The following is a 24586-nucleotide window of genomic DNA, read 5'->3' on the forward strand; positions in this document are numbered from 1 at the left end:
GCAGGTCATGGCGTACTACCGCCAACTCGGCAACGTTCCGCCGAAACGCCACACCCGGCACCGCGACGACAGCGGCCGGCTCTACTACGAGGAGCTGATGGGGGAGGAGGGTTTCTCCTCGGATTCGTCGCTGCTCTATCACCGTGGGATCCCGTCGGCGATCTCCGGCGCCGACGTGTGGGAGGTCCCCGACCAGACGACCACGCCCAACCATCCGCTGACACCGCGGCACCTGAAATTGCACACGCTCTTCCCGGCCGGAACCTGGGCGGAGACCGATGTGGTCACCGGTCGCCGATTGCTGCTCGGCAATTCCGATGTGCGGATCTCCTATGTGGTCGCGGCGAAGGAGTCGCCGCTGTACCGCAACGCCCTCGGCGACGAGATCGTCTACCTCGAATCCGGCGCGGCGCGGGTGGAAACGGTGTTCGGCGCCCTCGCGGCCCGGCGGGGCGATTATGTCGTGATCCCGACCTCCACCACCCACCGCTGGATTCCGCAGGGCGACGAACCGCTGCGCGCGTACGCCATCGAGTCGAGCAGCCATATCGTGCCGCCCAAGCGTTACCTCTCCAGATTCGGACAGCTGCTGGAGAATGCGCCCTACTGCGAGCGCGACCTGCACGGCCCCCGCGACGTCCTGCTCGCCGAGGGGGCCGAGGTGGAGGTACTGGTCAAACACCGCACCTCCCGTGGCATCGTCGGCACCCGCATGGTGTACCCGCGACACCCGTTCGACGTGGTCGGCTGGGACGGCTGCCTGTACCCGTACACGTTCAATATCGACGATTTCGAGCCGATCACCGGCCGTGTCCATCAGCCGCCGCCGGTGCACCAGGTGTTCGAGGGCACCGGATTCGTGGTGTGTAATTTCGTCCCGCGCAAGGTCGACTACCATCCGCTGGCCGTCCCGGTGCCGTACTACCACTCCAATGTCGACTCCGATGAGGTCATGTTCTACTGCGGCGGGAACTACGAGGCGCGCAAGGGTTCCGGTATCGGTCTCGGATCGGTGTCGGTGCATCCGGGCGGGCACGCGCACGGGCCGCAGCCCGGTGGTATGGAACGTTCGCTCGGCCTGGAATCCGTCGAGGAGACCGCGGTCATGGTCGACACCTTCGCCCCGTTGGAACTGGGCGAGGGCGCGCTCGCGTGCGAGGACCCCGAGTACGCATGGTCGTGGCTGGGGGAGGCGAGCGCATGATCCCCGCTCTCCTGCGGGGGCTGTGTGACGACGCGGCCCTCTTCCCACCCGGCAACGCGCCGCTGCCCGCCGCGCTGACCGCGCACGCACGCTATCGGGACAGCGAGTTCGCGGCACTCGTCGGACCGCTGATCTTCCCCGTTCCGCGGCTCGCCGAACTGGCGGCGCGGTCACCCGGCTCGCTGACCGTGGTGTTCACCGCCCCGGCGGGTCCGGGGACTGTGGTTCCGGCTCTGGAGCGGGCAGCCGTGCTGGACGGGCTGATCGTGACCGGTCTCGAGATCGCCGTACCGGCGCGGGAATCCGTGGTGGAGTTCTTCGCGACGCTGGACTCGATCGCCGGCCGGACGGCGGGTCTCGAGGTGTACGTCGAGGTGCCGCGGGACGAGCGGCGAGCGGCCGTCCTGGAGCGGCTCGCCGGCTCGCCCTACGCGGCGAAGTTCCGCACCGGCGGCATCGTCGCCGCGGCGTATCCCGACGAGCGGGAACTGGCGATGGCATTGCGGTCGGCCGTCGCCGCCGGGGTCCCGTTCAAGGCGACCGCCGGGTTGCATCATGCCGTCCGCAATACCGATCCCACCACCGGGTTCGAACAACACGGCTTCCTCAATCTGCTGCTCGCGACCCACCTGGCTCTCGCCGGTGCCGATACCGGTGCGCTCGAGGCAGTGTTGGCGAACCGGAACGGCGCCGGGGTCGCCGCCGAGCTGGCCGCGCTGTCGGAAGCCGAGGAGAAAGCCGTGCGGGGCGCCTTCCGCTCGTTCGGAACCTGCAGTATCAGCGACCCCCTCACCGAACTGGTGGATCTGAACCTGCTTCCGGCCGTCCTGCGGCCCGTCTCCGAAAGCTCGGCATCATGACCGTCATCGATATCCCCGCCGATTCCCCCTTCGGGCTCGACAACCTGCCCTATGGCGTCTTCTCCACCCCCGGCACCGCGCCGCGTGTCGGTGTCCGGGTCGCGGACACCGTCGTCGATCTGGCCGTCGCGCTGGGGGACGAGGTGTTCGCGCGTCCGTCGCTCAACGATTTCATGGCTCTCGGCCCCCGGCAGTGGGCCGCCGCCCGTACCCGGATCACCGAACTGGTCCGGGGTGAGGTGCCCGCGGACGCCGTGCATCCGCTCGCCGACGTGACGCTGCATCTGCCCATCGAAGTCGCCGACTACGTGGACTTCTACGCCTCCGAACAGCACGCCACCAATCTGGGCAGGCTGTTCCGGCCCGATTCGGCGCCCCTGATGCCGAACTGGAAACACCTCCCGGTCGGCTACCACGGCCGGTCGAGCACTGTGCTCGTATCCGGCACCAATATCGTCCGTCCCTGCGGGCAGCGCAAATCGCCCACCGAGGCGGTACCGAGCTTCGGACCGTCCCGGCGGCTGGATATCGAGGCCGAACTGGGTTTCGTCGTCGGGGTGCCGTCCGCGCCGGGCACCGTGATCACGCCGGACGAATTCGCCGAGCACGTCTTCGGCGCGGTGGTGGTCAACGACTGGTCCGCCCGCGATATCCAGGCCTGGGAGTACGTACCGCTGGGTCCGTTCCTCGGTAAGAGTTTCGCGACCTCGATCTCGCCGTGGGTGGTGCCGCTGGCCGCGCTGGAAGCGGCGCGGATCGACACCCCGGTCCAGGACCCCGAGCCACTGCCGTATCTGCGCGGTGCGGAGAAATGGGGGCTGGACATCGACCTCGCCGTCGAATGGAATGGGCAACCGGTCTCCCGGCCGCCCTATGCCCAGATGTACTGGTCGCCCGCGCAGATGCTCGCCCACACCACGATCAACGGCGCCGCGGCGCGTACCGGTGACCTGTTCGCCTCCGGAACCATTTCCGGCGCCCGCAAAGATCAGCGCGGCGCCTTCATCGAACTCACCTGGGGCGGGGCCGAACCGGTGGAGGTCAACGGGGAGACCCGGACCTTCCTCGAGGACGGCGACGAGATCGCCATCACGGCCACCGCCCCCGGCCCCGGGGGCGCCCGGATCGGTTTCGGTGAGGTGCGTGCCCGGATCCTGCCCGCCACGCAGGCGCACCGATGAGCGCGAAGGAGCAGGTGCGGGCGGCGACCGGCACCGAGCTGGCCGTCGATCTCCTCGACGCCGGACCGGGGAGCGCGCGGTAGCGGTCTTCGGTCCGGGCCGCCGGGTGGCGGTAGCGGCGGTGCTGCCAGACCGGGCACTCGCTGGGCCGGTGGCCGTCCGCCCTGTCGACGCTGTTGCGGGGCGACAGCGCGGCTGAATTCGATACTCGATCACCGGCTCGGCTCGGACGCCGGTGATCCACCTCGTGTGAGATGAGCATCGAGTCGTCGGGTCTGTAGACGTTGTTGGTCGCGATGATCGGGCCGGCCGCGGGGTGACCTCGGGGGATGCGGCGGGAGTAGCATCCAGTTATCCCTCGACGAGTCGAGAGCATCATGCACGAACTCGCGATTGCGCAAAGTGTTGTCGACGCCGTGTGCGACCACGCGGCGGGGCGTGCGGTGTATCGCGTGACCGTCGATGTCGGTGTGCTGACCGCCGTGGTACCCGATGCGCTGCGATTCGCGTTCGATATCGCCGCCGAGGGCACCGTCGCGGACGGCGCCAGTCTGGATATCCGGTGCGTACCGGGTGCGGCGCACTGCCGCGACTGCGGTGCGGACTTCACCGTCACCGACCTGCTCATTCTCTGCGACGCGTGCGGAAGCGCGGATGTGGCGATAGGGGCGGGCCGGGAGCTGCGGATCCGCTCGATGGAAGTGAGCCGAGAATGTGCGCAACCTGCGGATGTGGAAACGACACGGTAGGCGTGATCACGGTCGGACACGACGGACCGGCCGATCCCGGACCCGAACACGGCCGGGACGGTCCGCCGCATTCGCACGGTCCCGGCAACGAGCACGCACACGACAGCCATGAGCACGCACACGACGGTGGGCCGCCCCATACCCACCCGCCGGCGACCGAGACGGTATCGCTCGAGCAGAAAGTGCTCGCGAAGAACGACCACCTCGCCCAGCACAACCGCGAGTGGCTGCGCGAGCGCGGCATCCTGGCATTGAACATGACCAGCTCTCCGGGTGCGGGCAAGACCACGCTGCTCGAGCGGACGATCCGCGCGCTGCCCGGTACCCCGATCGCGGTGATCGAGGGGGACCAGGAAACTGTGCGCGATGCCGAGCGGATCGCCGCGACCGGAGCCCGGGCGGTCCAGGTCAACACGGGAGCCGGTTGCCATCTGGACGCCGAGATGACGCGCCGGGCACTGCACGCGCTGGATCCGGCCTCCGGCACCGTGCTCTTCATCGAGAACGTCGGCAATCTCGTCTGCCCGGCGCTGTTCGACCTCGGTGAGGCCGGGAAGGTCGTACTGATCTCGGTGACCGAGGGGACCGACAAACCCCTGAAGTATCCGCATATGTTCGCGGCGGCCGGTCTGGTGCTGGTGAACAAGATCGATCTGCTGCCGTATGTCGATTTCGACCTCGCCGCCTGCACCGGGTACGCGCATACGGTGAACCCCGGCCTCGAGATCCTCCCGGTCTCGGCGACCACCGGGGCGGGACTCGACCGCTGGTATGAATGGCTGGCGGAGCAGCGCCGGGCGGCCGCGCCGAGTCTTGAGGGTGTCGGACACCCCATCTAGACTGTTGTGATCAGAGTCACAATCCGTGGTCTATGAGCCGGAACGGCCAGTCCCCGCTTCGACTCCGGAAGGTGGCAGCGTATGCCAACTCAGGAAGCGGTCCGAGCCGAAGAGACCTTGATCCATGTGCTCTGGATCAACGCCGGTCTCAGTTGCGACGGCGATTCGGTGGCGTTGACCGCCGCCACCCAGCCCAGTGTCGAGGAAATCGCCCTCGGCGCCCTCCCCGGTCTCCCGAAAGTCGCGGTGCATTGGCCGCTCATCGATTTCGAGTGCGGTCCCAATGGCGGTGCCGACGATTTCCTCGAATGGTTCTTCCGGGCAGACCGTGGCGAAATCGACCCGTTCGTGCTGGTCGTGGAGGGGTCAATACCGAACGAACAATTGCACGAGGAGGGGTATTGGTGCGGATTCGGCAACGATCCCGCCACCGGCCAGCCCCTGACGACCAGCGAATGGCTGGACCGCCTCGCCCCGAAGGCCACGGCCATCGTGGCGGCCGGTACCTGCGCGACCTATGGCGGTATCCACGCGATGGCCGGTAATCCGACCGGTGCCATGGGTGTGCCCGACTATCTCGGCTGGGACTGGAAGAGCAAGGCCGGAATCCCGATCGTCTGCGTGCCCGGTTGCCCCATCCACCCGGACAATCTGTCGGAGACGCTCACCTATCTGCTCTACACGGCCACCGGTCAGGCCCCGATGATCCCGCTCGACGAGGCACTGCGCCCCAAGTGGCTGTTCGGCGCGACCGTGCACGAGGGCTGCGACCGCGCGGGCTACTACGAGGAGGGCGATTTCGCCACCGAGTACGGCTCCCCGAAATGCATCGTGAAACTGGGGTGCTGGGGTCCGGTGGTCAAGTGCAATGTGCCGAAGCGCGGGTGGATCAACGGCGTGGGTGGCTGCCCGAACGTCGGCGGTATCTGCATCGGATGCACCATGCCCGGCTTCCCCGACAAATTCATGCCGTTCATGGACGAACCGCCCGGCGGGAAGATCTCCTCCGCCGCCTCGGGCCTCTATGGATCGGTGGTCCGCAGCCTCCGTCACATCACCGGTCGTACCGTCGACAAAGAGCCACGCTGGCGGCACCGGGGCGAAGAGCTCGAGACCGGCGCGACCCGAACCTGGTAGGAGGGATCCGGCGATGACACAGATCATCCCCGAGCCGTCACATCGGACGATCGAACCGGACAGCCTCGTCGAGATGGCGTGGGATCCGATCACCCGCATCGTCGGCAGTCTCGGGATCTACACAAAAATCGATTTCGACAACAGTGAAGTCGTGGAGTGCCACAGCACCTCGTCGATCTTCCGCGGCTACTCGGTGTTCATGCGCGGTAAGGACCCGCGCGACGCCCATTTCATCACCAGCCGTATCTGCGGGATCTGCGGTGACAACCACGCGACCTGCTCCTGCTACTGCCAGAACATGGCCTACGGCGTGCAGCCGCCACATCTGGGCGAGTGGATCGTCGACCTCGGTGAGGCGGCCGAGTACATGTTCGACCACAACATCTTCCAGGAGAACCTGGTCGGGGTGGATTTCTGCGAGAAGATGGTCGCCGAGACCAATCCCGGCGTGCTCGCGGTGGCCGAGCGGACCGAGGCCCCGCACGCGCAGGCACACGGCTACCGCACGATCGCCGACATCATGCGCGCGCTGAACCCGTTCACCGGGGAGTTCTATCGGGAAGCCCTGCAGGTGAGCCGGTACACCCGCGAGATGTTCTGCCTGATGGAGGGCCGGCATGTGCACCCGTCGACCCTGTACCCGGGCGGTGTGGGCACCGTGGCGACGGTCCAGCTGATGACCGACTACATGACCAGGCTGATGCGCTACGTCGAGTTCATGAAGAAGGTCGTGCCGATGCACGACGATCTGTTCGACTTCTTCTACGACGCGATACCCGGCTACGACAAGGTAGGGCTGCGGCGCACCCTGCTGGGCTGCTGGGGGTCGTTCCAGGATCCCGAGTTCTGCAACTTCTCCTACGCGGACATGGAGGACTGGGGTCGCAAGATGTTCGTCACCCCGGGCGTGGTGGTCGACGGCAAACTGGTCACGACCTCCCTGGTCGATATCAATCTGGGCCTGCGGATCCTGCTGGGCAGTTCCTACTACGAGGACTGGACCGACCAGGAGACGTTCGTGGCCACCGATCCGCTCGGCAATCCGGTGGACCGGCGCCACCCCTGGAACCAGCACACCAATCCCCGGCCACAGAAACGCGACCTGGAGGACAAGTACAGCTGGGTCATGTCGCCGCGCTGGTTCGACGGCAGCGAACACCTCGCCCTGGACACCGGCGGCGGGCCGCTGGCGCGGCTGTGGGCGACGGCGCTGGCCGAGCTGGTCGATATCGGATACGTGAAGTCCACCGGACACAGCGTGCAGATCAACCTGCCCAAAACCGCGCTCGCGGGCCCGGTCACGCTGGAATGGAAGATCCCCGCGCACGGCAGCAACACCATCGAACGCGACCGCGCCCGCACCTACTTCCAGGCGTATGCCGCGGCCTGCGCGCTGCACTTCGCGGAGAAGGCGCTCGCGGAGATACGGGCCGGGCACACCAAGACCTGGCAGGAGTTCGAGGTGCCCGAGGAGGGCATCGGGTGCGGTTTCACCGAGGCGGTGCGCGGTGTGCTGTCGCATCACATGGTGATCCGGGACGGGAAGATCGCGAACTACCACCCGTATCCGCCCACCCCGTGGAACGCCAGTCCGCGCGACAGCTACGGCACGCCGGGTCCGTACGAGGACGCGGTGCAGGGCCAGCCGATCTTCGAGGAGAACGACCGCGAGCACTTCAAGGGCATCGACATCATGCGCACCGTCCGCAGTTTCGATCCCTGCCTGCCGTGTGGTGTGCACATGTACCTCGGTAAGGGGCAGAGCCTGCGGAAACTGCATTCACCGACGCAGACGGCCACACCGGAGTGAGTCCGGTACCGGCGACGGGAGGGTGAGGTGGACGCATCCCCGCGCGAACGGGACGGCACAGCACCCGACGGGCAGCGCTGGCGTGCGGCGGGCGACCGGATCGAGACGCTGCTGGAGGCCAGTTCGGCCGGCGGCGCTGTCGCTCGTGAGCGGGCCGAGGAGCTGGTGCGCGAGGTGGCCGGGTTGTACGGCGCGGGATTGACCCGCGTGGTCGAGCTGCTGGACGCGGGGACGGTCGAACTCCTGGCCCGCGACGATCTGGTCGCGAGCCTGCTGCTCGTGCACGGGCTGCACCCGCACGATGTGGAGGCCAGGGTACGGACCGCGCTCGACAGCGTGCGACCGTACCTGGGTTCGCACGGCGGTGATGTCACCCTGATCGGCATCGTCGACGGCGTGGTCCGCCTGGAGCTGACCGGCAGTTGCCGCAGCTGCCCGTCCTCGTCGGTGACCTTGGAACTGGCCGTGGAAGACGCGGTGCGTGCCGCCGCTCCGGAGATCGAGGCCATCGAAGCCGTGGCCGCGCAACCGGAACCGGCGGGGCTGATCTCGGCCGACTCGCTGTTCTCCCGGGTGCGCTCCGGCGACAATGCGGCGGGCAGCTGGGTGGCGGCCCCCGAACTCGCCGAACTCGTTTCCGGTGAGGTGGGCGGGTTCTCGGTCTCCGGTGTCCCGGTGCTCGCCTGCCGGGTGGGTGAGCAACTGTTCGCCTACCGAGACCACTGCCCGGCCTGCGGGCATTCGCTCGCGGGGGCCGCGCTGCACCGGCGGGCCGGATACCCGGTCGGTGACGCGGTCCTGCGCTGTCCGACCTGTCGCGCGCATTTCGATGTCGTCCGGGCCGGTGCGCGTCTCGACGGCGACGGTCATCTCGAACCGCTCCCGGTCCTCGTACGGTCCGGTGAGCTGTCGGTGGCCGTGCCGGTGGGGGTGGCCGGGTGAATACGCCATCGCGAGTGCTCCGGCGGATCACCGCCGAACGCCCGCCCGCGCCGCGGGTGGGCGAGCGCTGCGAGATGTGCGCCGAGCCGATCGCCGCCGAACACCAGCACGTCGTGGATATCGAGGGCCGGCAGCTGATGTGTGTCTGCCGCGGGTGCTATCTGCTGTTCGTGGACCAGCAGGCCGCACTGCGGTACCGGGCGGTGCCCGCGCGGTACCTCGCCTTCCCGGGATTCACGATCGACCCGGCGGAGTGGGACGCGCTGGAGATACCGGTGGGGCTGGCCTTCTTCTTCCGCAACTCCGTGGAAGACCGGACCGTGGCCTTCTATCCCGGCCCCGCCGGCGCGACCGAATCGGAACTGCCGCTGGACCGGTGGAATACGATCCTGCGGCGGCACCCGGAACTCGATGTCCTCGCCGCCGATGTCGAAGCCCTGCTGATCCGCGTTCCCGACAACGATATCGACCGGGCGAGCTGTCTGCTCCTGCCGATCGACGCGTGCTACGAATTCGTCGGCCGGATGCGGCTGCTGTGGCGCGGTTTCGACGGTGGTCAGGATGTGCGCGACTATCTGGACGAGTTCTTCGCGGAGGTCTCGGCCCGGGCCCGGGGTGCGGTATGAGTCCCGTGCACTCGACGACGTTCGCGGTCCTGGAGGTCGGGCCGCAGCCCTACTCCGTCGCGCCGATCCTGTCCGCCCGGGTCGGCATCGCCTCGCTCGCGGACGAACCCGTCCACGCGATCGCCCTGCGCGCGCAGGTACGGATCCAGCCGTCGCGCCGCCGGTACTCCGACGAAGAGGGCGCCGGACTGACCGACCTGTTCGGGGCGCGCGAACGCTGGCGGGATACCCAGCGGTCCTTCCTCTGGATGCACTGCGCCACCATGGTGCCCGGGTTCTCCGGCGGCGCCGAGGTGGATATGCCGATGCCGTGTACCTACGACTTCGAAGTGACCGGATCGAAATACCTGCACGCCCTGCGCGACGGCTCGGTGCCGTTGCTCTTCCTGTTCAGCGGCACGGTGTTCATCAAGGGCAGCGGTGGCTTCGCGATCCAGCAGATTCCGTGGGACCGCGAGGACACCTTCGATATGCCGGTGTCGGTGTGGCAGGAGCTGATGGCCGCGCATTTCCCCAATACCGGCTGGGTCCGCCTGCACCGGGACACCCTCGACGAGCTGGCCGCCTACAAATCCGGCCACGGTCTGCTCGGTTTCGACGACGCGGTGACCCGGCTGCTGGCGCACGCGAAGGAGCTGCCGTGACCGCCGAACCGCTGGCCCGGGCCCGCGCCGTCGCCGACGCGGTGCTCTACGAGGGCTATCTGCTCTATCCCTACCGGGCGACCACGCGGAAGAATATGGCGCGCTGGCAGTTCGGCGTGCTGGGCCCGCCGGGGGCGGCCGCGGCCGGATTCGGCGAGGAGTCGTCACTGTCGGCCGGGTTCCTGCTCGACCCGGCTAAGGATCCGGTGCTGACATGGACTGTCCGGTTCCTCCAGCTCCAGCGGCGGCAGGTGCTGGGCGGCGACGGCCGGCCGCGCGCCGAACTCTCCGTCGGCGCGCGCTCATGGCTTTCCTGGGACGAGGCCGTCCCTCAGGAGATCGTCATCGGCCCGATGGCCGCGGAATCACTCGTGCGTCCGCTGACCGTCCCCGCGGGCGTCGATACCGAAGAGATCGCCGATGCCGTGGGCCGGGTGGCCGGGACCCTGGTGCGGACCCGGCAACCGCTCGCCGGTGAATTCGCGCTCTCCGTCGAGCGTGACGGCGGGTTCCTGCGGCTCACGGCGGAGGTCCGCAATGTGGGCGCCCCCGCCACCGGCACCCAGGACGCGCTCGCCCGTTCGCTGATCGGCGCGCACGTCCTCGGGCAGCTCAGCGGCGGACAGTTCGTCTCCGCACTGGATCCACCGGCGGCGGCCGCGCCGGCGGTCGGACGCTGCGCGTCGCACCGGTGCTTCCCGGTGCTCGCCGGCCCGCCCGGTGATAACAGCCTGCTGCTGATCTCGCCGATCATCCTCTACGACCACCCCGAAATCGCCGCGCAGAGCACGGGGGAGCTGTTCGATTCCACCGAGATCGACGAGATCCTCACGCTGCGGGTGATGACGATGACCGACGCGGAGAAGGCGCAGGCCCGGGCGACCGACCCGCGCGCGGCCGAGATCATCGACCGCTGCGAGGCCGTATCGCCGGAAGCGATGCGGCAGCTGCACGGGGTGCTGCGCGAACCGGGTCACGACCGGCCCCACCCGGTACCCGAGGTTCCGGAGGGGATCGATTGGTGGGACCCGGTGGCCGATGGTGCCGTCCGTCCGGACCGCGACGCGGTACCGGTGGCGGGTGTGCTGGTGCGCCGGGGCAGCCGGGTCCGGCTGCACCCGTCCCGGCGAGCCGACGCCCAGGATCTGTTCGTCGACGGTGCGCCCGCCCGGGTCGTCTCGGTGCACCAGGACGTGGACGGGGAATCGCACGTCGGGGTCGTACTGGACGACGACCCCGCGGCCGAACTGCACGAATGGTTCGGCCGGTACCTCTATTTCGCGCCCGACGAACTGGAGCCGCTCGACGATCCCGAGAAGTGAAAGGAAGTACGTGATGCAGACGGTGGGAATTGTCTCGACAGCGGTGGTGGCGGTACTGGCGGCAGCAGGTATCTACCTGGGTGTGCGATCGGTACCCGACCTCCGGAGATATCTGAAGATCCGGCATATGTAGGGGCGCTCCGAAGGAGGCACGATGCAGGACCCGAGAGAAGAACCACAGCAGGTACGCGGCGAGCCGGGCTCGCGCGACACCGGTGCCGACACCGTGGCAGGCGGACCTACTGAACGCGAGCCGGGCGATATCGGTCACGAGGAGACGACCTCCGCGCACGGCGAGGACGCCGAGCGGGAGGAGGAGTTCACCTCGGAACCGCCCTCCGACAGCGAACCGGCCGTTCCGCCCTACGAGGAGCGCAAAGCGACGGCGAACGAACCAGGGGAGACGGCGACCGGGAAGGTCGACGACCAGGATGTCGGCGGGGCGACGACGCCGACCGACGGAAGGGGCTGAGCCGACGGATACCGTGCTGATCGCCGGGATCGGCAATATCTTCCTCGGCGACGACGGTTTCGGACCCGAGGTGGTGCGGCGGATGCCGGAGCGCCCGGCAGCCGGTGTGCGGGTGGTGGACTACGGCATCCGCGGTATGCACCTGGCCTATGACCTGCTCGGCCCCTGGCAGGCGCTGGTACTGGTCGACGCGGTCCCGAATCACGGCACGCCGGGACGGATCGAGGTGGTACGGGCCGAACCGGACCGTGCTGAGACCGCCGCGCTGGACGCCCACGCGATGGATCCGGCGGCGGTGTTCGCCGGTGTCCGGGCGCTGGGCGGCACCGTGCCCCCGACCGTGGTCGTCGGATGCCAGGTCGAATCGGTGGACGAGCGGCTCGGGCTGTCCACCCCCGTCGGTGACGCGGTGGACACCGCCGTGGCGACCGTGGGTCGCGTCGTCACCGAATTGCTCCGCCCACATCAGGAGGCGTGACCATGTGCCTCGGTATCCCCGGCCGGGTCGTCGCGGTCCCCGACGGCTACCACCACCAGATCGCCGTGGTGGACGTAGCCGGTGAACAGCGGCGGGTGAACATCGGCCTGCTCGAGGACGATCCGGCGCGGCCCGGTGACTGGGTGGTCATCCATATGGGCTTCGCGGTCGAGAAGACCGACGCGGCCGGCGCGGCCGAGGCGATGGCGGGGTTGCGTCTCCTGGGCCGGGGTGAGCAGCCGTGACCGCGGACCGGGCGCGGCGCCGGTTCGTGGTGCGCGGCGTGGTCCAGGGTGTCGGATTCCGGCCGTTCGTCTACACCACCGCGGCGGAGTTGTCGCTGAGCGGCCGGGTGTCCAACGACAGCAGCGGGGTGTTCATCGAAACCGAGGGGACCCCCGCCGACCTCGCGGAGTTCGAACGCCGCCTACGGACCGCCCCGCCGCCGCTGGCCGTGGTGGAATCGATCGAGTGCCGGGAGCTGCCGGTCCGCGGGGGTACCGGATTCCGGATCGCCGACACCACCGCGGGCGGCGGCCGTACGCTCGCCTCACCCGATATCGCGATCTGCGCCGCCTGTGCCGCGGAACTGCGCGATCCCGCCGACCGCCGCTACCGGCACCCCTTCGTCAACTGCACCAACTGCGGTCCGCGATTCACCATCATCGCGTCCCTGCCCTACGACCGGGCGCGGACCTCGATGGCCGATTTCCCGATGTGCGCGCGCTGCGCCCGGGAATACCACGATCCCGCCGATCGCCGTTTCCACGCCCAGCCCATCGCCTGCCCGGAGTGCGGCCCCCGCCTGTACTACGCCGGGCCGGGCGGTGGGGAACCGCTGGCCGCCGCCCGGGCGCTGCTGCGCGCGGGCGGCATCCTCGCGGTGAAGGGCGTCGGTGGTTATCACCTGGCCTGCGACGCCACGAACGAGACCGCGGTGGCCGAGCTGCGCCGCCGGAAACGCCGCGGCGGAAAACCGTTCGCGGTCATGGCGCCGGATCTCGCGGTCGCCCGTGGGATAGCCGGGCTCGACGGTGTCCCCGCGGCGCTGCTGACCGGGCCGCAGCGCCCCATCGTGCTGCTCCCGCGCGGTGCCCGGCCGGTCGCCGGATCCGTCGCGCCGGGCAACCCGGATCTCGGTGTGCTGCTGGCCTATACCCCGCTGCATATCCTGCTCTTCGGTCTGCCCGGCGATCCGGACGGCCCCGATGTGCTGGTGATGACTTCCGGTAACCGCAGCAGCGAACCGATCTGCTACCAGGACGCGGACGCCCGGGACCGCCTCGCCGGGCTGGCCGACGGATGGCTGTGGCACGACCGCCGGATTCTGGTGCCCTGCGACGATTCGGTGGTGCGCGTCGTCGACGGTGCCGAAACACCGGTGCGCCGGTCGCGCGGATACGCGCCGCTGCCCCTCGCGCTGCCCGTGCCGGTGGCGCCGACGCTCGCGGTGGGCGCCGATCTGAAGAACGTCTGCGCGGTAGCCGACGGCCGATACGCCTGGTTGAGCCAGCACGTCGGCGATATGGACGATCTGGCGACGCTGCGGGCCTTCGACGCCACCGAACGGCATCTCCGGGAACTGACCGGTGTGTGCCCCACCCAGCTCGTCGCCGACACCCACCCGGGCTACCGCTCCACGGAGTGGGCGCGCCGCGCCGCCGGCGACCGCCCGGTACGCACCGTGCAGCACCATCACGCGCATATCGCCGCGGTGATGGGGGAGCACGGCCTCGGCCCGTCCGACACCGTGCTGGGAGTCGCGTTCGACGGAACCGGGTTCGGCCCCGACGGAGCGGTCTGGGGCGGGGAGTTCCTGGCCGCCGGGTACAAGGGCTACCGCCGGCTGGCGCATCTGAAATATGTGCCGCTGGCCGGTGGCGATACGAGCGTGCACCGGCCGTACCGGATGGCGCTGGCGCATCTGTGGGCGGCGGGTATCGACTGGCGGCCCGCGATCGCCTCGGTCAACGCCTGCCCGGCGGCCGAACGCGCGGTGCTCGCCCACCAGTTCGAGACCGGCCTGGGATGTGTACCGACCTCGAGTATGGGCCGGCTGTTCGACGCGGTGGCCTCGCTGGCCGGGGTCCGCCACACCGTGGACTACGAGGCGCAAGCGGCCATCGAACTCGAAGGAGTGTCCCGGTGCGGCGATACGGGCGGTGTCGAGTATCGGTTCGCGATCGATGCCGCCCGTGACCCGGTATCGATCGATCCCGCCCCGGTGCTCGCGGCGGTGATCGCCGATACCGCGAACGCGGTACCGGCCGCGGTGATCGGTGCCCGTTTCCATGCCGCGCTCGCGCGGCTGGTGCTGGAGACGGCCCTGGCCCACCCGGGTCCGGCCACGACCGTCGCACTCTCGGGCGGTGTGTTCCAGAACGCGCTGCTGCTGTCGGCCACCCGGCGGCTGCTGCGGGCACACGGTTTCACCGTGCTCACCCACCACCGGCTGCCCCCCAACGACGGCGGCCTCGCATTCGGTCAGGTGCTCGCGGTCGCCGCGGGCTGAGCAGAAAGGAGGACGATCATGTGCCTGGCAGTTCCCGGAAAGGTGCTCAGTCTCGAGGAGCGCGACGGCACCCTCATGTCGGTCGTCGATTTCGGCGGCGTGCACAAGGACGTATGCCTGCAGTACATCCCGGATGCCGCGATCGGCGACTACGTCGTCGTGCACGTCGGGTTCGCCATCCAGCGGCTGGACGAGGAATCGGCGCTGGCGACCCTGGCCGAATTCGAACACCTCGGCGTATTGAACGAGGAGTTCGCCGACGGTTTCGCCGTCGCGGCGGCCCAAGCGGGAGTGGACAACCCCGAAGCTCCACGGCAGCGCGACCCCGAGGAGGAGCCGTGAAATATCTCGACGAATTCAGTGACCCGCAATTGGCGAAGAAACTTCTCGACCGGATCCGCGCCACCACCGACCGCCGGTGGTCGATGATGGAAGTATGTGGCGGCCAGACACATTCGATCATCCGGCACGGAATCGATCAGTTGCTGCCGGACCGGATCGAGATGATCCACGGCCCCGGCTGCCCGGTGTGCGTCACCCCGCTGGAGATCATCGACAAGGCCCTCGCGATCGCCGCCCGGTCCGGGGTGATCTTCTGCTCCTTCGGCGATATGTTGCGGGTTCCGGGCAGCGAGAAGGATCTCTTCCACGTCAAGAGCGAAGGCGGGGACGTCCGGGTGGTGTACTCGCCGCTGGACGCGCTCGAACTGGCCAAGGCCAACCCGGACCGGCAGGTGGTCTTCTTCGGAATCGGTTTCGAAACCACCGCCCCCGCCAACGCGATGACCGTCTACCAGGCCCAGCGCCTCGGTATCGAGAACTTCTCGCTGCTGGTGTCGCATGTGCTGGTGCCGCCGGCGATCGCCGCCATCATGGAATCGCCGCAGTGCCGGGTACAGGCGTTCCTGCTGGCCGGGCATGTGTGCACGGTGATGGGTACCCAGGAGTATCCGCCGTTGGCGGAGCGCTACCGAGTCCCCATGGTGGTCACCGGTTTCGAGCCGCTGGATATCCTCGAGGGCATCCGTCGCACGGTGGCGCAGCTCGAGGCGGGCCGGCACGAGGTGGAGAACGCCTATCCGCGCGCGGTGTCGGCGGCGGGGAATCCGGCGGCCAAGGCCATGCTCGACGATGTCTTCGAGGTCACCGACCGGGCCTGGCGGGGGATCGGCGTGATCCCGGACAGTGGGTGGCGGCTGTCGCCGCGCTACCGCGACTTCGACGCCGAACACCGGTTCGCGGTGGGCGAACTGCACGCGGCCGAATCGTCGATCTGCCGGTCCGGGGAGGTGCTGCAGGGTCTGATCAAACCCAACGAATGCGCCGCGTTCGGCACCCAGTGCACACCGCGCAACCCGCTGGGCGCCACCATGGTCTCGTCGGAGGGCGCGTGTGCCGCCTACTACCTGTACCGCCGGCTGGACCAGCCCGCGGAGGTGGCCCATGCGTGAGGATCCGATGACCCCGGCGGTGACGATCGATACCGACGCGTGGGTCTGCCCGATGCCGCTGCGCGACGCGCCGAACATCGTGATGGGTCACGGCGGTGGTGGGGCGATGTCGGGTGAGCTGATCGAGCACCTCTTCCTCCCGGCCTTCGGGGCCGCCGCCGACGCCGGCCTGGGGGATTCCGCGGTCGTCACGGTCGACGGCACCCGCCTGGCCTTCTCCACCGATTCCTTCGTCGTGAAACCGCTCGTATTCCCGGGCGGTTCGATCGGCGAGCTCGCGGTGAACGGCACCGTCAACGATCTGGCCATGGCCGGCGCGCGACCCCTGGTGCTCTCCACCGCCTTCATTCTCGAAGAGGGCACCGCGCTGTCCGAGATCGCCCACGTGGCGGAGGCGCTCGGCACCGCGGCGTCGGCGGCCGGTGTCTCGCTGGTGACCGGCGACACCAAGGTCGTCGACGCCGGGCACGGCGACGGCATCTTCATCAACACCGCCGGTATCGGTGTCCTCGCCGACGGCGTCGATATCCGGCCCGAGCGCGCGGCCCCCGGCGATATCGTCGTGGTCAGTGGTGAGATCGGGGTGCACGGTATCGCGGTGATGAGTTGCCGCGAAGGCCTGGAGTTCGGGACGACGGTGCTCAGCGATACCGCGCCACTGGCCGGCCTGGTGGCCGCTATGCTGGAAACGGGTGCGGATCTGCACGTGCTGCGCGACCCGACCCGCGGCGGGGTGGCCGCGACGCTGAACGAGATCGCCCGTGCCGCGGGGACGGGCATCGCGCTGGACGAGACGGCACTGCCGGTACCGGCGGCGGTCCGCGATGCCTGCGGACTGCTCGGCCTGGACCCGATGTATGTCGCCAACGAGGGCAAACTGGTCGCCTTCGTACCGCCCGCGGACGCGGAGCGGGTACTGGCGGCGATGCGCGCCCATCCGCTCGGGGCGCATGCGGCGGTGATCGGCCGCTGTGTCGAGGAGCATCCGGGAATGGTGGTGGCGCGCACCGCGCTCGGCGGTACCCGGGTGGTCGATCTGCCCGCCGGAGAGCAGTTGCCGCGGATCTGCTGACACGGCGGGTCCGCGGGGACCGCCGCCCGGAAGAAACGAGGGAGACCGACGGTGCGGAAATCGGTGGCGGCCCTGCGAGCGGGATGGTCGGATCTGGACCCCGCGCAGCGCCGCGGTGCCGCCGGGATGATTCTCACGATCCTCGCCCTGCACCTCATCGGCTTCGCGACACTGCTGTTCCTGGTGGTCCCGGGGGGCTATCTCGTGGACGGCGCCGTTTTCGGTGTGGGTCTCGGAATCACCGCCTACACCCTGGGTATGCGGCACGCGTTCGACGCCGACCATATCGCCGCGATCGACAATACGACCCGCAAACTCGTGGCGGAGAACCAGAAACCGCTATCGGTCGGTTTCTGGTTCTCCCTCGGGCATTCCACCATCGTGTTCGTGCTGGTCGCCCTGCTGGCGGCCGGAGTGAAGGCGCTCGCGGTCAATCTGCAGGACGACAATTCGCGGTTGCAGCGGTGGACCGGCGTTTTCGGCACGGGTGTCTCGGGTACCTTCCTCATCCTGATCGGGCTGCTGAACCTGATGTCGCTGATCGGGATCTGGCGGGTGTTCCGCGGTATGCGGGGCGGGGCGTACGACGAAGCCGAACTCGAACGCCGGCTCGACGACCGCGGCGCACTGAACCGCGTCTTCGGTCCGCTGATGCGCGCGGTGCGCCGGCCCTGGCAGATGTATCCGGTCGGGTTGCTGTTCGGACTGGGTTTCGACACCGTCACCGAGGTGGGTCTGCTCGTGATCGCCGGTGGCGCGGCGGCCACCGATCTGCCCTGGTACGCGATTCTCGTACTGCCCGTCCTGTTCTCGGCGGGTATGTCGCTGTTCGACGCCCTGGACGGGACGTTCATGAACTTCGCCTACGGCTGGGCGTTCGCGGGCCCGGTCCGCAAGATCTACTACAACTTCGTGGTCACGGGCCTGTCGGTCGCGGTGGCCCTGGTGATCGGGGCGCAGGAGATCATTTCCATCCTGACCGACAAGCTCGATCTCACCACCGGCCCGCTCGCCTGGATCGGTGCGCTCGATCTCGGTGCGATGGGATTCATCATCGTCGGACTCTTCGTCCTGACCTGGGCTGCCGCCGCGGCCGTCTGGCGGTTCGGCGACGTCGAGCAGCGGTGGCGGCGCGGAGTGCCGGTGGACCCGTGAGCATGTCCGCCGATGCCCGCAGCACCCGGGGAACCGAGATGTTCGCCCGGTATGCCTACACGCCCAACCGGCTCGGCTACTGTGGCCCGGCCGAGACATCGGCCCTGCGCGGCGGCGCCGCGGACCGGGTGCGGGCCGCGGCGCGCCGTTTCACCGGGGCCTGGCCCTACCTGCGGGTGATGTCGCGCATGACCGGTATCGCCGACCCGCTCGATCACCGGCTCGTCGAGTCGTACTGGATCGGCGGCGGCGTCGGCGCGGGACTGGATCCGGACGCATTCGTCACCGAGCTACTCGCCGTGATCGGCCCGGCCGCGGGACACTATTGGAAGTACCTCGCCGAGGAATCGCTGGTCGGGGAGGCGGCGGCCAATCACTGCTTCCACGTCTTCGGTATCTATCCCTGGACCCGTCTGCTCGGTCGCGGCGGGGAGCAGCCGATCCGGGTGCTCGATTGCTGCCGGATCAGCTGGGGCACAGTGACGGCCAGACACGGCGACGAGCTGACGGTGCGGCGCCGCCGGCTGCACTTCGACGAGGGCCGGTTGCGGTTGAGCGCGCCGGCGGCGCTGTCGGTACCGGTGTGGGAGGACGGGTACTCCGCCGTGCCCGACGCGGCGCCGGGGCAGCTGGTCGCCCTGCACTGGGACCGGCTGTGCGGCCCCTTGACCGCGGTGCAACTACGCACACTCGCCGTGACGACCGCTCGGCAGCTGCGGGTCACCAACCGGAGGCTGGCATATCAACCGACCGGCGTGGGCCACCGCCGGTGATCGTCGTCGATGACGAAGGTGTGGGTGTGCCGGTAGCTGTTCGCGCCCACCGGCACCGCGTCCTATAGATGTGCGGGATCGATCCGGCCGTCGTGGACGTGGCCGAGCGCGGCGGGATCGTGCCGGGGCCGGTACCGCACCGCAGCGACCAGACCTGCGCCGGGCCGCTCGTTCCGGCCGGGCTCAGCCGGCCGCTTCGGGGCGGTCGGCGAGGCCCAGGCGGAGGTGTTCGCTGTGGTAGATCGCCTCGTCGAGCAGCTGGGCGACATGGCTGTCGTAGAGGCTGTAGACGATGCTGCGCCCGCTGCGGGCGCCGGTGACCAGGCCGAGGTTGCGCAGGAGCCGTAGCTGGTGCGATACCGCCGACTGCTCCATTCCGACCGCCGTCGCCAGCTCGGTCACCGGTAGGGGCCCCTGACGCAGTTCGCTCAGGATGAGCAGCCGGCTCGGCGTGGCCAGTGCCTGCAGAGTGGTCGCGACACGGGCGGCCGCGTCCCCGTCCAGCCGCGCGATCGGGCGGTCCCGGCCTTCGACCCCGTGTCCCATAAGCAGACAGCATATCAACCAGCATAAATGAAGACGTCTTCATGTGTTCTGTTATGGTCGGTGAATCGTTCGTTCCTGCTGTGGAGGTGACCTGTGGCCGTTCCGACGCGCGCGCCCGCCGATTCGACGCTCATGCCCGCCGCGGTGACCATGCGCCGGACGAAACTGTTCGAGCTGCCTGAAACCCGTTGGGCGGCAACAGCGGTGGTGCTCTTCGCGGCCGGAGTCGCGACGCAGCTGGCCGGTGGTCCGGCCTGGTTGTGGTGGGCGCTGTACCTGGCCTGCTACGCCGCGGGCGGGTGGGAACCCGCCGCGGCCGGACTGCGGGCGCTGCGGGAGCGAACGCTGGACGTGGATCTGCTGATGGTGGCCGCCGCGCTGGGCGCCGCGGCGATCGGGCAGGTAGGGGAGGGTGCGCTGCTGATCGTCATTTTCGCCACATCGGGAGCGCTGGAGGCCTTCGCGAGCGCGCGGACCGAGGACTCGGTACGCGGTCTGCTGGATCTGGCGCCGGATACCGCGACCCGGGTCACCGCCGACGACGAGGAGGAGACGGTCCCGGTCGCCGAGCTCGAGATCGGCGATACGGTCGTGGTACGCCCCGGGGAACGGATCGCCGCCGACGCCACCGTAGTCGCCGGCGGAAGCGAGGTCGATCAGGCCACCATCACCGGAGAGCCGCTGCCGGTGGACAGATCAGTCGGCGACGAGGTCTTCGCCGGCACCCTCAACGGCACCGGCGCCTTGTGGATCCGTGTCGACCGTCTGGCGCAGGATTCGGTCGTCGCCCGGATCGCGGCCCTGGTGGAGCAGGCGAGCCGCACCAAGGCCCGCACCCAGCTGTTCATCGAGAAGATCGAGCAGCGCTATTCCGTGGCGATGGTGGCCGCCACCGTCGCGATATTCGTGGTGCCACTGCTGTTCGGCGAGTCGCTGCAGCGGGCGTTGCTGCGGGCGATGACCTTCATGATCGTGGCCTCCCCGTGCGCGGTGGTGCTGGCGACCATGCCCCCGCTGCTGGCCGCCGTCGCGACCGCCGGGCGGCACGGGGTACTCGTCAAGTCCGCCGTCGTGATGGAGCGGCTCGGGACCACCGACCTGCTTGCGTTCGACAAGACCGGAACCCTGACCCGCGGCGTTCCCGAGCTGGTCGAGATACGGTGCACGACCGACTCGTTCGACGCCGACGAGGTCCTGCGGCTCGCGGCGGCCGTGGAGCGGCCCAGCGAACACCCGCTCGCCGCCTCCCTCGTCCGGGCCGCTCGCGCGCGGGGGCTCGACGTGCCCGCGGTCGGCGAATTCGCTGCCGAACCGGGTCGTGGAGTGAGCGCACGCGTCGGCGACCACCGCGTCGGGGTCGGGTCACCGGCGGCGCTGGCGGCGGAGGCCGCGCCCGGCGCGGATACCGAGACGGCCGTGGCCGCGGCGGCGGCCCTGCAAGCGCGTGGTTGCACCGCGGTCGTGGTGACCTGCGATCACCGGCCGATCGGCGTCCTGGCCCTCGCCGACGAGATGCGCCCGGAAGCCGCGGCCGCGGTCGCGGCGTCGCGGCAGCTGACCGGTGCGAACCCGGTGCTGCTGACCGGTGACAATCAAGTGGCCGCCGAGCGGTTGGCCGCCCGGGTCGGCATCACCGATATCCGGGCCGAGTTGCTGCCCGCGGACAAGGTCGCCGCCGTCCGGCAGCTGCGGGCCGGCGGCGCCGCGGTGACGGTGGTGGGCGACGGGGTCAACGACGCGCCCGCCCTCGCAGCCGCGCACGCCGGTATCGCCATGGGCGGCGCGGGTTCGGATCTGACGCTGCGGACCGCCGATGCTGTGGTGGTCCGTGATGATCTCACCGCCATCCCCGCGGTGCTGGCGCTGGCCCGGCGGGCCCGGCGCATCGTGGTCGCGAATCTGGTGATCGCCGCGTCCTTCATCGCGGTGCTGGTGGTCTGGGACCTGGTGGGCACCCTGCCGCTGCCGCTCGGCGTGGCGGGACACGAGGGCTCCACGATCATCGTGGGTCTCAACGGCCTGCGCCTGCTGCGCGGCGCCGCCTGGCGGCGTGCCGTGGGAGCCCGGCCGGCCGCGGTTCCGGCGACGTGACCAGGCCACCCGCTCCCAGACCGGACTCAGCCCGGAATCGGCGCGCGGAAATGGCTGGGCTCGGCGTCCGCCGGTAGATCGGCTGCGGTGGCGAACGGTTCGACCTCGGCGCGCAGGTCCACGAGATGACGGGCGTGGGCCGCCAGGGTCCGGTCCTCGTCGGAGACCGGTGTCCATTGCTGGATGTGCCGGGCTTTGCCGGCGGCGTCCACCGCCACGACCACGGCCAGGCCGTGCGCGGCGAGCGCCGGTTCGTCGGAATGCGGGTCGGTCGCGGTCACGTGCACGCTGATGTGCATACTGCGCGGGCCGGTATGGATCAGTCGTGCCGTGACCTCCACGATATGGCCGATGACGATCGGCCGGTAGAAGCGGATCCCGCCGAAGTAGGAGGTGATCACATGCTGGCCGGCCCAGTCGGCGCCGCAGACATAGGCGGCTTCGTCGATCCATCCCATCGTGCGGCCGCCGTGTACCTTGCCGCCCCAGTTGATATCCGAGGGTGCCGCGAGGAATCGCAGCGTCGCGCTCGGGGCGGTACCGGCGGCGGTGTAGCGCTGCGCGGCCATGGCCTCCTCGATGCGCTTGCGGACCGAGATCCGGGCCCGGGCCTGCCGATGGCGCTGCAATTCGAGAATCGTGGCCGGTTCCCACTGGGGTACCGCGACCGTCCGCCGCGCTTCGTCGACGGCGACGAAGATGGTGAGGCACTGCGCCGTCTGGACCGGTTTCTGCCGGGTGGGGTCGGTCGAGTAGACACTGACGAGTATGTGCATGCTCGTCCGGCCGGTATAGACGAGGTTCGCGTGCAACTCGACCAGTTCGCCGACCGCGATCGGCCGGTCGAGGTGGATATTGCCCACATAGGCGGTGACGCAGTAGTGGCCGCTCCACTGGGCCGCCGCGGCATACGCGACCTTGTCGATCCATTCGAGGAGCTTGCCGCCGTCCACCGCGCCCGCGATACCCGCGTCGGCGGGTTTGACGAGGAAGCGGTGGATCGCCTCGGACCGTCTACCGGATGCGGCCGGGGTCGGGAGGGGGTCGATGGTTGTGGCGTTCACGGGCCTGCCGATCTGCTCGGGTGGTGGGAGGTATGGTTCCCGACTCCGTTGTCGTCGGAGCAGAATAGGCAGGTGTGGCGCTACGGGCGAGTAGGACACCGCCCGCGGCCGGGAACCCGGCGATTCGCCCGGTGTACGCAGGTCCCGGCGGGATACACGGGCGGCGCGGTGTCCCGGGAAATGGCTCGGGTGGGTGTTTGAGGGGGCGCGCGGTGGTTATTCGCCCGACGATCGGCCGGACCGCCGGCCGGTCGCATCCGACGAGAGGGGACAGGCGATGAGTGCGAAGGACAAGATCAACAACAAAGCCGAAGATCTCGCCGGTCAGGCCAAGGAAAAGCTCGGCAAGGCCACCGGCGACGAGCAGACGAAGAACGAAGGCAAGGCCGACCAGACGAAGTCCAATCTGAAGGATGCGGGTGAGAAGGTGAAGGACGCCTTCCGCGACTGATCGGACCTGCGAACGGGCGACGCCGGGACACCGGCGTCGCTCGTTCGGTGTCCGGGCCGGCCCGGAGCCGCGGATCCGGCGTACGGACGCGGTGGTGGATCACCCGGGATCACACGCCGGAGGGGAGCGGCCCGTCCTCGGTCCCGGCGGGCCCGGGGGTCGCCTCCGCGTCCGGCGACCGCCGGGGCGACGAGGGGGTATCGAATCCGGGTAACCGCCCGGCGACCAGCGGGATCATGAGCTGGATCAGCGGTCCGATGGCGACCGCGTAGACCACGGTACCGAGACCGACGCTGCCGCCGAGCAGCCAGCCGACGCTCAGGACCGACACCTCGAGGATCGTCCGGACCCGGCGGATGGACCATCCGGTCCGCCGGGCGAGCCCCGTCATCAGACCGTCGCGCGGACCCGGGCCCAGCCCCGCGCCGATGTACAGCACGCTGGCCAGTGCGTTGAGCACGACCGCGAGCATCATCGCCCCCACCCGGACCGGCACCGACTCCCAGTGCGGCATCAGCCAGAGCCCCGCGTCGACCGATACACCGACGAGCACCACATTGCTCACCGTGCCCACACCGGGCCACTGCCGCAGCGGAATCCAGGCCAGTAGTACCACCGCGCCGGTCAGCACGGTCACCGTGCCGAAGCTCATCGGTACCTGCCGGGTGACCCCCTGGTGGAAGACGTCCCACGGGTCCAAACCCACTGCGGCACGGATCATCACGGCCATCGAGAAGCCGTACAGCCAGAGCCCGGCGAACAGTGCGGTGAGACGTCCGATCACGGCACGAGCTTTCCTGTATCTGGCCCCTTCGTACAGAGCCACCTGCGTACAACTGGATACTCGCCTGGCCGGGTGAGTGGCTCGCGGCCCTCCCTTTCCTCCGGGTCGATCCGGGAAGGCCTGCCCGCGCACCGGATATGCGACCACATCGCGGAGGGTCTGCGCCGCACCCCACTTCCCGTGTGGTCCGGGCCGAACCAAGTCCCGCGGACGCCGAATCATGTCCCGTGTATCGGGTGGTCGGCGCGCCGATGGGCAAAACGCCGGACCCGGTTGCACGGCGCGCGGGGAGTGTGCATAAATTGTCCGGCGCACGATCTGATAGCTGTTTGCTCTTAAAGGTGTTCACGTGGCAGGGGCGTGGACACCGCTTCGTCACCACGAAGTCGTACCCAGGCTCCGAGCGCAGCAGGGGGGTTTTCT

General features: G+C 69.3%; 26 protein-coding genes. 23 read left to right on the plus strand and 3 right to left on the minus strand.

Going from position 1 to position 24586, the window contains the following annotated elements:
- The first annotated feature begins 7 nt into the window (after nucleotides 1-7).
- The 21 genes from NF4_RS10315 (at nucleotide 8) to NF4_RS10410 (ending at nucleotide 19227) form a co-directional block, all read left to right on the plus strand.
- On the plus strand, nucleotides 8-1204 hold the full coding sequence (locus NF4_RS10315; protein WP_063127061.1) for a homogentisate 1,2-dioxygenase: 1197 nt from the start codon (nucleotides 8-10) through the stop codon (nucleotides 1202-1204).
- Nucleotides 1201-2064: a hypothetical protein gene (locus tag NF4_RS10320; protein ID WP_063127062.1), complete on the plus strand. Its 864-nt coding sequence runs from the start codon at nucleotides 1201-1203 to the stop codon at nucleotides 2062-2064. Before NF4_RS10315 ends, NF4_RS10320 begins: the two co-directional genes overlap by 4 nt.
- The gene (fahA, locus tag NF4_RS10325; RefSeq protein ID WP_063127063.1) at nucleotides 2061-3245 is read left to right on the plus strand and encodes a fumarylacetoacetase; all 1185 of its coding nucleotides are present in this window, start codon (nucleotides 2061-2063) and stop codon (nucleotides 3243-3245) included. Before NF4_RS10320 ends, fahA begins: the two co-directional genes overlap by 4 nt.
- 377 nt (nucleotides 3246-3622) lie before the next feature.
- Nucleotides 3623-3994, plus strand: coding sequence for a hydrogenase maturation nickel metallochaperone HypA (gene hypA, locus NF4_RS10330; protein WP_063127064.1), 372 nt, complete (start codon nucleotides 3623-3625; stop codon nucleotides 3992-3994).
- Entirely contained in the window at nucleotides 3958-4833 is an 876-nt protein-coding gene (gene hypB, locus NF4_RS10335; protein WP_063127065.1) for a hydrogenase nickel incorporation protein HypB, read from the plus strand. The genes hypA and hypB overlap by 37 nt, the downstream gene beginning before the upstream one ends.
- A gap of 81 nt (nucleotides 4834-4914) precedes the next feature.
- Nucleotides 4915-5970, plus strand: a complete 1056-nt coding sequence (locus NF4_RS10340; RefSeq protein WP_063127066.1) for an NADH-quinone oxidoreductase subunit B family protein — start codon at nucleotides 4915-4917, stop codon at nucleotides 5968-5970.
- Between the two features lie 13 nt (nucleotides 5971-5983).
- Nucleotides 5984-7780 carry a nickel-dependent hydrogenase large subunit gene (locus NF4_RS10345; protein WP_063127067.1) on the plus strand — a complete coding sequence of 599 codons (1797 nt, stop codon included), beginning with the start codon at nucleotides 5984-5986 and terminating at the stop codon, nucleotides 7778-7780.
- Between the two features lie 27 nt (nucleotides 7781-7807).
- Entirely contained in the window at nucleotides 7808-8722 is a 915-nt protein-coding gene (locus NF4_RS10350) for a NifU family protein (RefSeq protein ID WP_063127068.1), read from the plus strand.
- On the plus strand, nucleotides 8719-9348 hold the full coding sequence (locus tag NF4_RS10355) for a DUF5947 family protein (RefSeq protein WP_063127069.1): 630 nt from the start codon (nucleotides 8719-8721) through the stop codon (nucleotides 9346-9348). Before NF4_RS10350 ends, NF4_RS10355 begins: the two co-directional genes overlap by 4 nt.
- Nucleotides 9345-9992 (plus strand): DUF6084 family protein, encoded by a 648-nt coding sequence (locus tag NF4_RS10360; RefSeq protein ID WP_063127070.1) that lies wholly within the window; start codon nucleotides 9345-9347, stop codon nucleotides 9990-9992. Before NF4_RS10355 ends, NF4_RS10360 begins: the two co-directional genes overlap by 4 nt.
- The gene (locus tag NF4_RS10365; RefSeq protein WP_063127071.1) at nucleotides 9989-11314 is read left to right on the plus strand and encodes a hypothetical protein; all 1326 of its coding nucleotides are present in this window, start codon (nucleotides 9989-9991) and stop codon (nucleotides 11312-11314) included. Before NF4_RS10360 ends, NF4_RS10365 begins: the two co-directional genes overlap by 4 nt.
- Nucleotides 11315-11327: 13 nt before the next feature.
- Nucleotides 11328-11447, plus strand: a complete 120-nt coding sequence (locus NF4_RS40255; protein WP_396940061.1) for a DUF6893 family small protein — start codon at nucleotides 11328-11330, stop codon at nucleotides 11445-11447.
- 21 nt (nucleotides 11448-11468) lie between these two features.
- Nucleotides 11469-11786 (plus strand): hypothetical protein, encoded by a 318-nt coding sequence (locus NF4_RS10370; RefSeq protein WP_063127072.1) that lies wholly within the window; start codon nucleotides 11469-11471, stop codon nucleotides 11784-11786.
- Complete coding sequence (locus NF4_RS10375) at nucleotides 11746-12264, plus strand: hydrogenase maturation protease (protein WP_063127073.1); 519 nt, start codon at nucleotides 11746-11748, stop codon at nucleotides 12262-12264. Before NF4_RS10370 ends, NF4_RS10375 begins: the two co-directional genes overlap by 41 nt.
- Nucleotides 12265-12266: 2 nt before the next feature.
- Nucleotides 12267-12509 carry a HypC/HybG/HupF family hydrogenase formation chaperone gene (locus NF4_RS10380; protein WP_063127074.1) on the plus strand — a complete coding sequence of 81 codons (243 nt, stop codon included), beginning with the start codon at nucleotides 12267-12269 and terminating at the stop codon, nucleotides 12507-12509.
- A complete protein-coding gene (gene hypF / locus NF4_RS10385) occupies nucleotides 12506-14776 on the plus strand; it encodes a carbamoyltransferase HypF (RefSeq protein ID WP_084533021.1) in 2271 nt (756 codons plus the stop codon). The genes NF4_RS10380 and hypF overlap by 4 nt, the downstream gene beginning before the upstream one ends.
- 18 nt (nucleotides 14777-14794) lie before the next feature.
- Nucleotides 14795-15118: a HypC/HybG/HupF family hydrogenase formation chaperone gene (locus NF4_RS10390; protein WP_063127075.1), complete on the plus strand. Its 324-nt coding sequence runs from the start codon at nucleotides 14795-14797 to the stop codon at nucleotides 15116-15118.
- Nucleotides 15115-16227, plus strand: coding sequence for a hydrogenase formation protein HypD (hypD, locus tag NF4_RS10395; protein WP_063127076.1), 1113 nt, complete (start codon nucleotides 15115-15117; stop codon nucleotides 16225-16227). Before NF4_RS10390 ends, hypD begins: the two co-directional genes overlap by 4 nt.
- The gene (gene hypE, locus NF4_RS10400) at nucleotides 16220-17299 is read left to right on the plus strand and encodes a hydrogenase expression/formation protein HypE (RefSeq protein WP_063127077.1); all 1080 of its coding nucleotides are present in this window, start codon (nucleotides 16220-16222) and stop codon (nucleotides 17297-17299) included. Before hypD ends, hypE begins: the two co-directional genes overlap by 8 nt.
- Nucleotides 17300-17392: 93 nt before the next feature.
- The gene (gene nicT / locus NF4_RS10405) at nucleotides 17393-18454 is read left to right on the plus strand and encodes a Nickel transporter NicT (RefSeq protein WP_198165308.1); all 1062 of its coding nucleotides are present in this window, start codon (nucleotides 17393-17395) and stop codon (nucleotides 18452-18454) included.
- A gap of 2 nt (nucleotides 18455-18456) precedes the next feature.
- Nucleotides 18457-19227 carry a DUF6390 family protein gene (locus NF4_RS10410; protein WP_063127368.1) on the plus strand — a complete coding sequence of 257 codons (771 nt, stop codon included), beginning with the start codon at nucleotides 18457-18459 and terminating at the stop codon, nucleotides 19225-19227.
- Nucleotides 19228-19410: 183 nt separating this feature from the next.
- Here the strand turns inward: NF4_RS10410 and NF4_RS10415 are convergent, their stop codons facing one another.
- Nucleotides 19411-19773, minus strand: a complete 363-nt coding sequence (locus NF4_RS10415) for an ArsR/SmtB family transcription factor (RefSeq protein ID WP_030520078.1) — start codon at nucleotides 19771-19773, stop codon at nucleotides 19411-19413.
- Between the two features lie 132 nt (nucleotides 19774-19905).
- Here NF4_RS10415 and NF4_RS10420 point away from each other — a divergent pair, with 132 nt between their 5' ends.
- Nucleotides 19906-21864, plus strand: a complete 1959-nt coding sequence (locus tag NF4_RS10420) for a heavy metal translocating P-type ATPase (RefSeq protein WP_157120221.1) — start codon at nucleotides 19906-19908, stop codon at nucleotides 21862-21864.
- 26 nt (nucleotides 21865-21890) lie between these two features.
- On the opposite strand, the gene NF4_RS10425 is transcribed toward NF4_RS10420, so the two are convergent.
- A complete protein-coding gene (locus NF4_RS10425) occupies nucleotides 21891-22928 on the minus strand; it encodes an acyl-CoA thioesterase (RefSeq protein WP_232330398.1) in 1038 nt (345 codons plus the stop codon).
- 277 nt (nucleotides 22929-23205) lie between these two features.
- On the opposite strand from NF4_RS10425, the gene NF4_RS10430 reads away from it, so the two are divergent.
- The gene (locus NF4_RS10430) at nucleotides 23206-23379 is read left to right on the plus strand and encodes a CsbD family protein (RefSeq protein WP_063127079.1); all 174 of its coding nucleotides are present in this window, start codon (nucleotides 23206-23208) and stop codon (nucleotides 23377-23379) included.
- A 109-nt stretch (nucleotides 23380-23488) separates the two neighbouring features.
- Here the strand turns inward: NF4_RS10430 and yczE are convergent, their stop codons facing one another.
- Entirely contained in the window at nucleotides 23489-24109 is a 621-nt protein-coding gene (gene yczE / locus NF4_RS10435; protein WP_063127370.1) for a membrane protein YczE, read from the minus strand.
- Between the last annotated feature and the right edge of the window lie 477 nt (nucleotides 24110-24586).

Origin of the sequence: Nocardia fusca NBRC 14340 (assembly GCF_001618425.1) — a bacterium.
GTDB classification, from domain to species: Bacteria; Actinomycetota; Actinomycetes; order Mycobacteriales; family Mycobacteriaceae; genus Nocardia; species Nocardia fusca.

Bases quoted from the DNA above. Each gene is read 5' to 3' on its own strand.
- NF4_RS10315 (WP_063127061.1), top strand. From the start codon at position 8: ATGGCGTACTACCGCCAACTCGGCAACGTTCCGCCGAAACGCCACACC.
- NF4_RS10320 (WP_063127062.1), top strand. From the start codon at position 1,201: ATGATCCCCGCTCTCCTGCGGGGGCTGTGTGACGACGCGGCCCTCTTC.
- fahA (WP_063127063.1), top strand. From the start codon at position 2,061: ATGACCGTCATCGATATCCCCGCCGATTCCCCCTTCGGGCTCGACAAC.
- hypA (WP_063127064.1), top strand. From the start codon at position 3,623: ATGCACGAACTCGCGATTGCGCAAAGTGTTGTCGACGCCGTGTGCGAC.
- hypB (WP_063127065.1), top strand. From the start codon at position 3,958: ATGTGCGCAACCTGCGGATGTGGAAACGACACGGTAGGCGTGATCACG.
- NF4_RS10340 (WP_063127066.1), top strand. From the start codon at position 4,915: ATGCCAACTCAGGAAGCGGTCCGAGCCGAAGAGACCTTGATCCATGTG.
- NF4_RS10345 (WP_063127067.1), top strand. From the start codon at position 5,984: ATGACACAGATCATCCCCGAGCCGTCACATCGGACGATCGAACCGGAC.
- NF4_RS10360 (WP_063127070.1), top strand. From the start codon at position 9,345: ATGAGTCCCGTGCACTCGACGACGTTCGCGGTCCTGGAGGTCGGGCCG.
- NF4_RS40255 (WP_396940061.1), top strand. From the start codon at position 11,328: ATGCAGACGGTGGGAATTGTCTCGACAGCGGTGGTGGCGGTACTGGCG.
- NF4_RS10370 (WP_063127072.1), top strand. From the start codon at position 11,469: ATGCAGGACCCGAGAGAAGAACCACAGCAGGTACGCGGCGAGCCGGGC.
- NF4_RS10375 (WP_063127073.1), top strand. From the start codon at position 11,746: ATGTCGGCGGGGCGACGACGCCGACCGACGGAAGGGGCTGAGCCGACG.
- NF4_RS10380 (WP_063127074.1), top strand. From the start codon at position 12,267: ATGTGCCTCGGTATCCCCGGCCGGGTCGTCGCGGTCCCCGACGGCTAC.
- NF4_RS10390 (WP_063127075.1), top strand. From the start codon at position 14,795: ATGTGCCTGGCAGTTCCCGGAAAGGTGCTCAGTCTCGAGGAGCGCGAC.
- hypE (WP_063127077.1), top strand. From the start codon at position 16,220: ATGCGTGAGGATCCGATGACCCCGGCGGTGACGATCGATACCGACGCG.
- NF4_RS10410 (WP_063127368.1), top strand. From the start codon at position 18,457: ATGTCCGCCGATGCCCGCAGCACCCGGGGAACCGAGATGTTCGCCCGG.
- NF4_RS10415 (WP_030520078.1), bottom strand. From the start codon at position 19,773: ATGGGACACGGGGTCGAAGGCCGGGACCGCCCGATCGCGCGGCTGGAC.
- NF4_RS10420 (WP_157120221.1), top strand. From the start codon at position 19,906: ATGCCCGCCGCGGTGACCATGCGCCGGACGAAACTGTTCGAGCTGCCT.
- NF4_RS10430 (WP_063127079.1), top strand. From the start codon at position 23,206: ATGAGTGCGAAGGACAAGATCAACAACAAAGCCGAAGATCTCGCCGGT.
- yczE (WP_063127370.1), bottom strand. From the start codon at position 24,109: ATGGCCGTGATGATCCGTGCCGCAGTGGGTTTGGACCCGTGGGACGTC.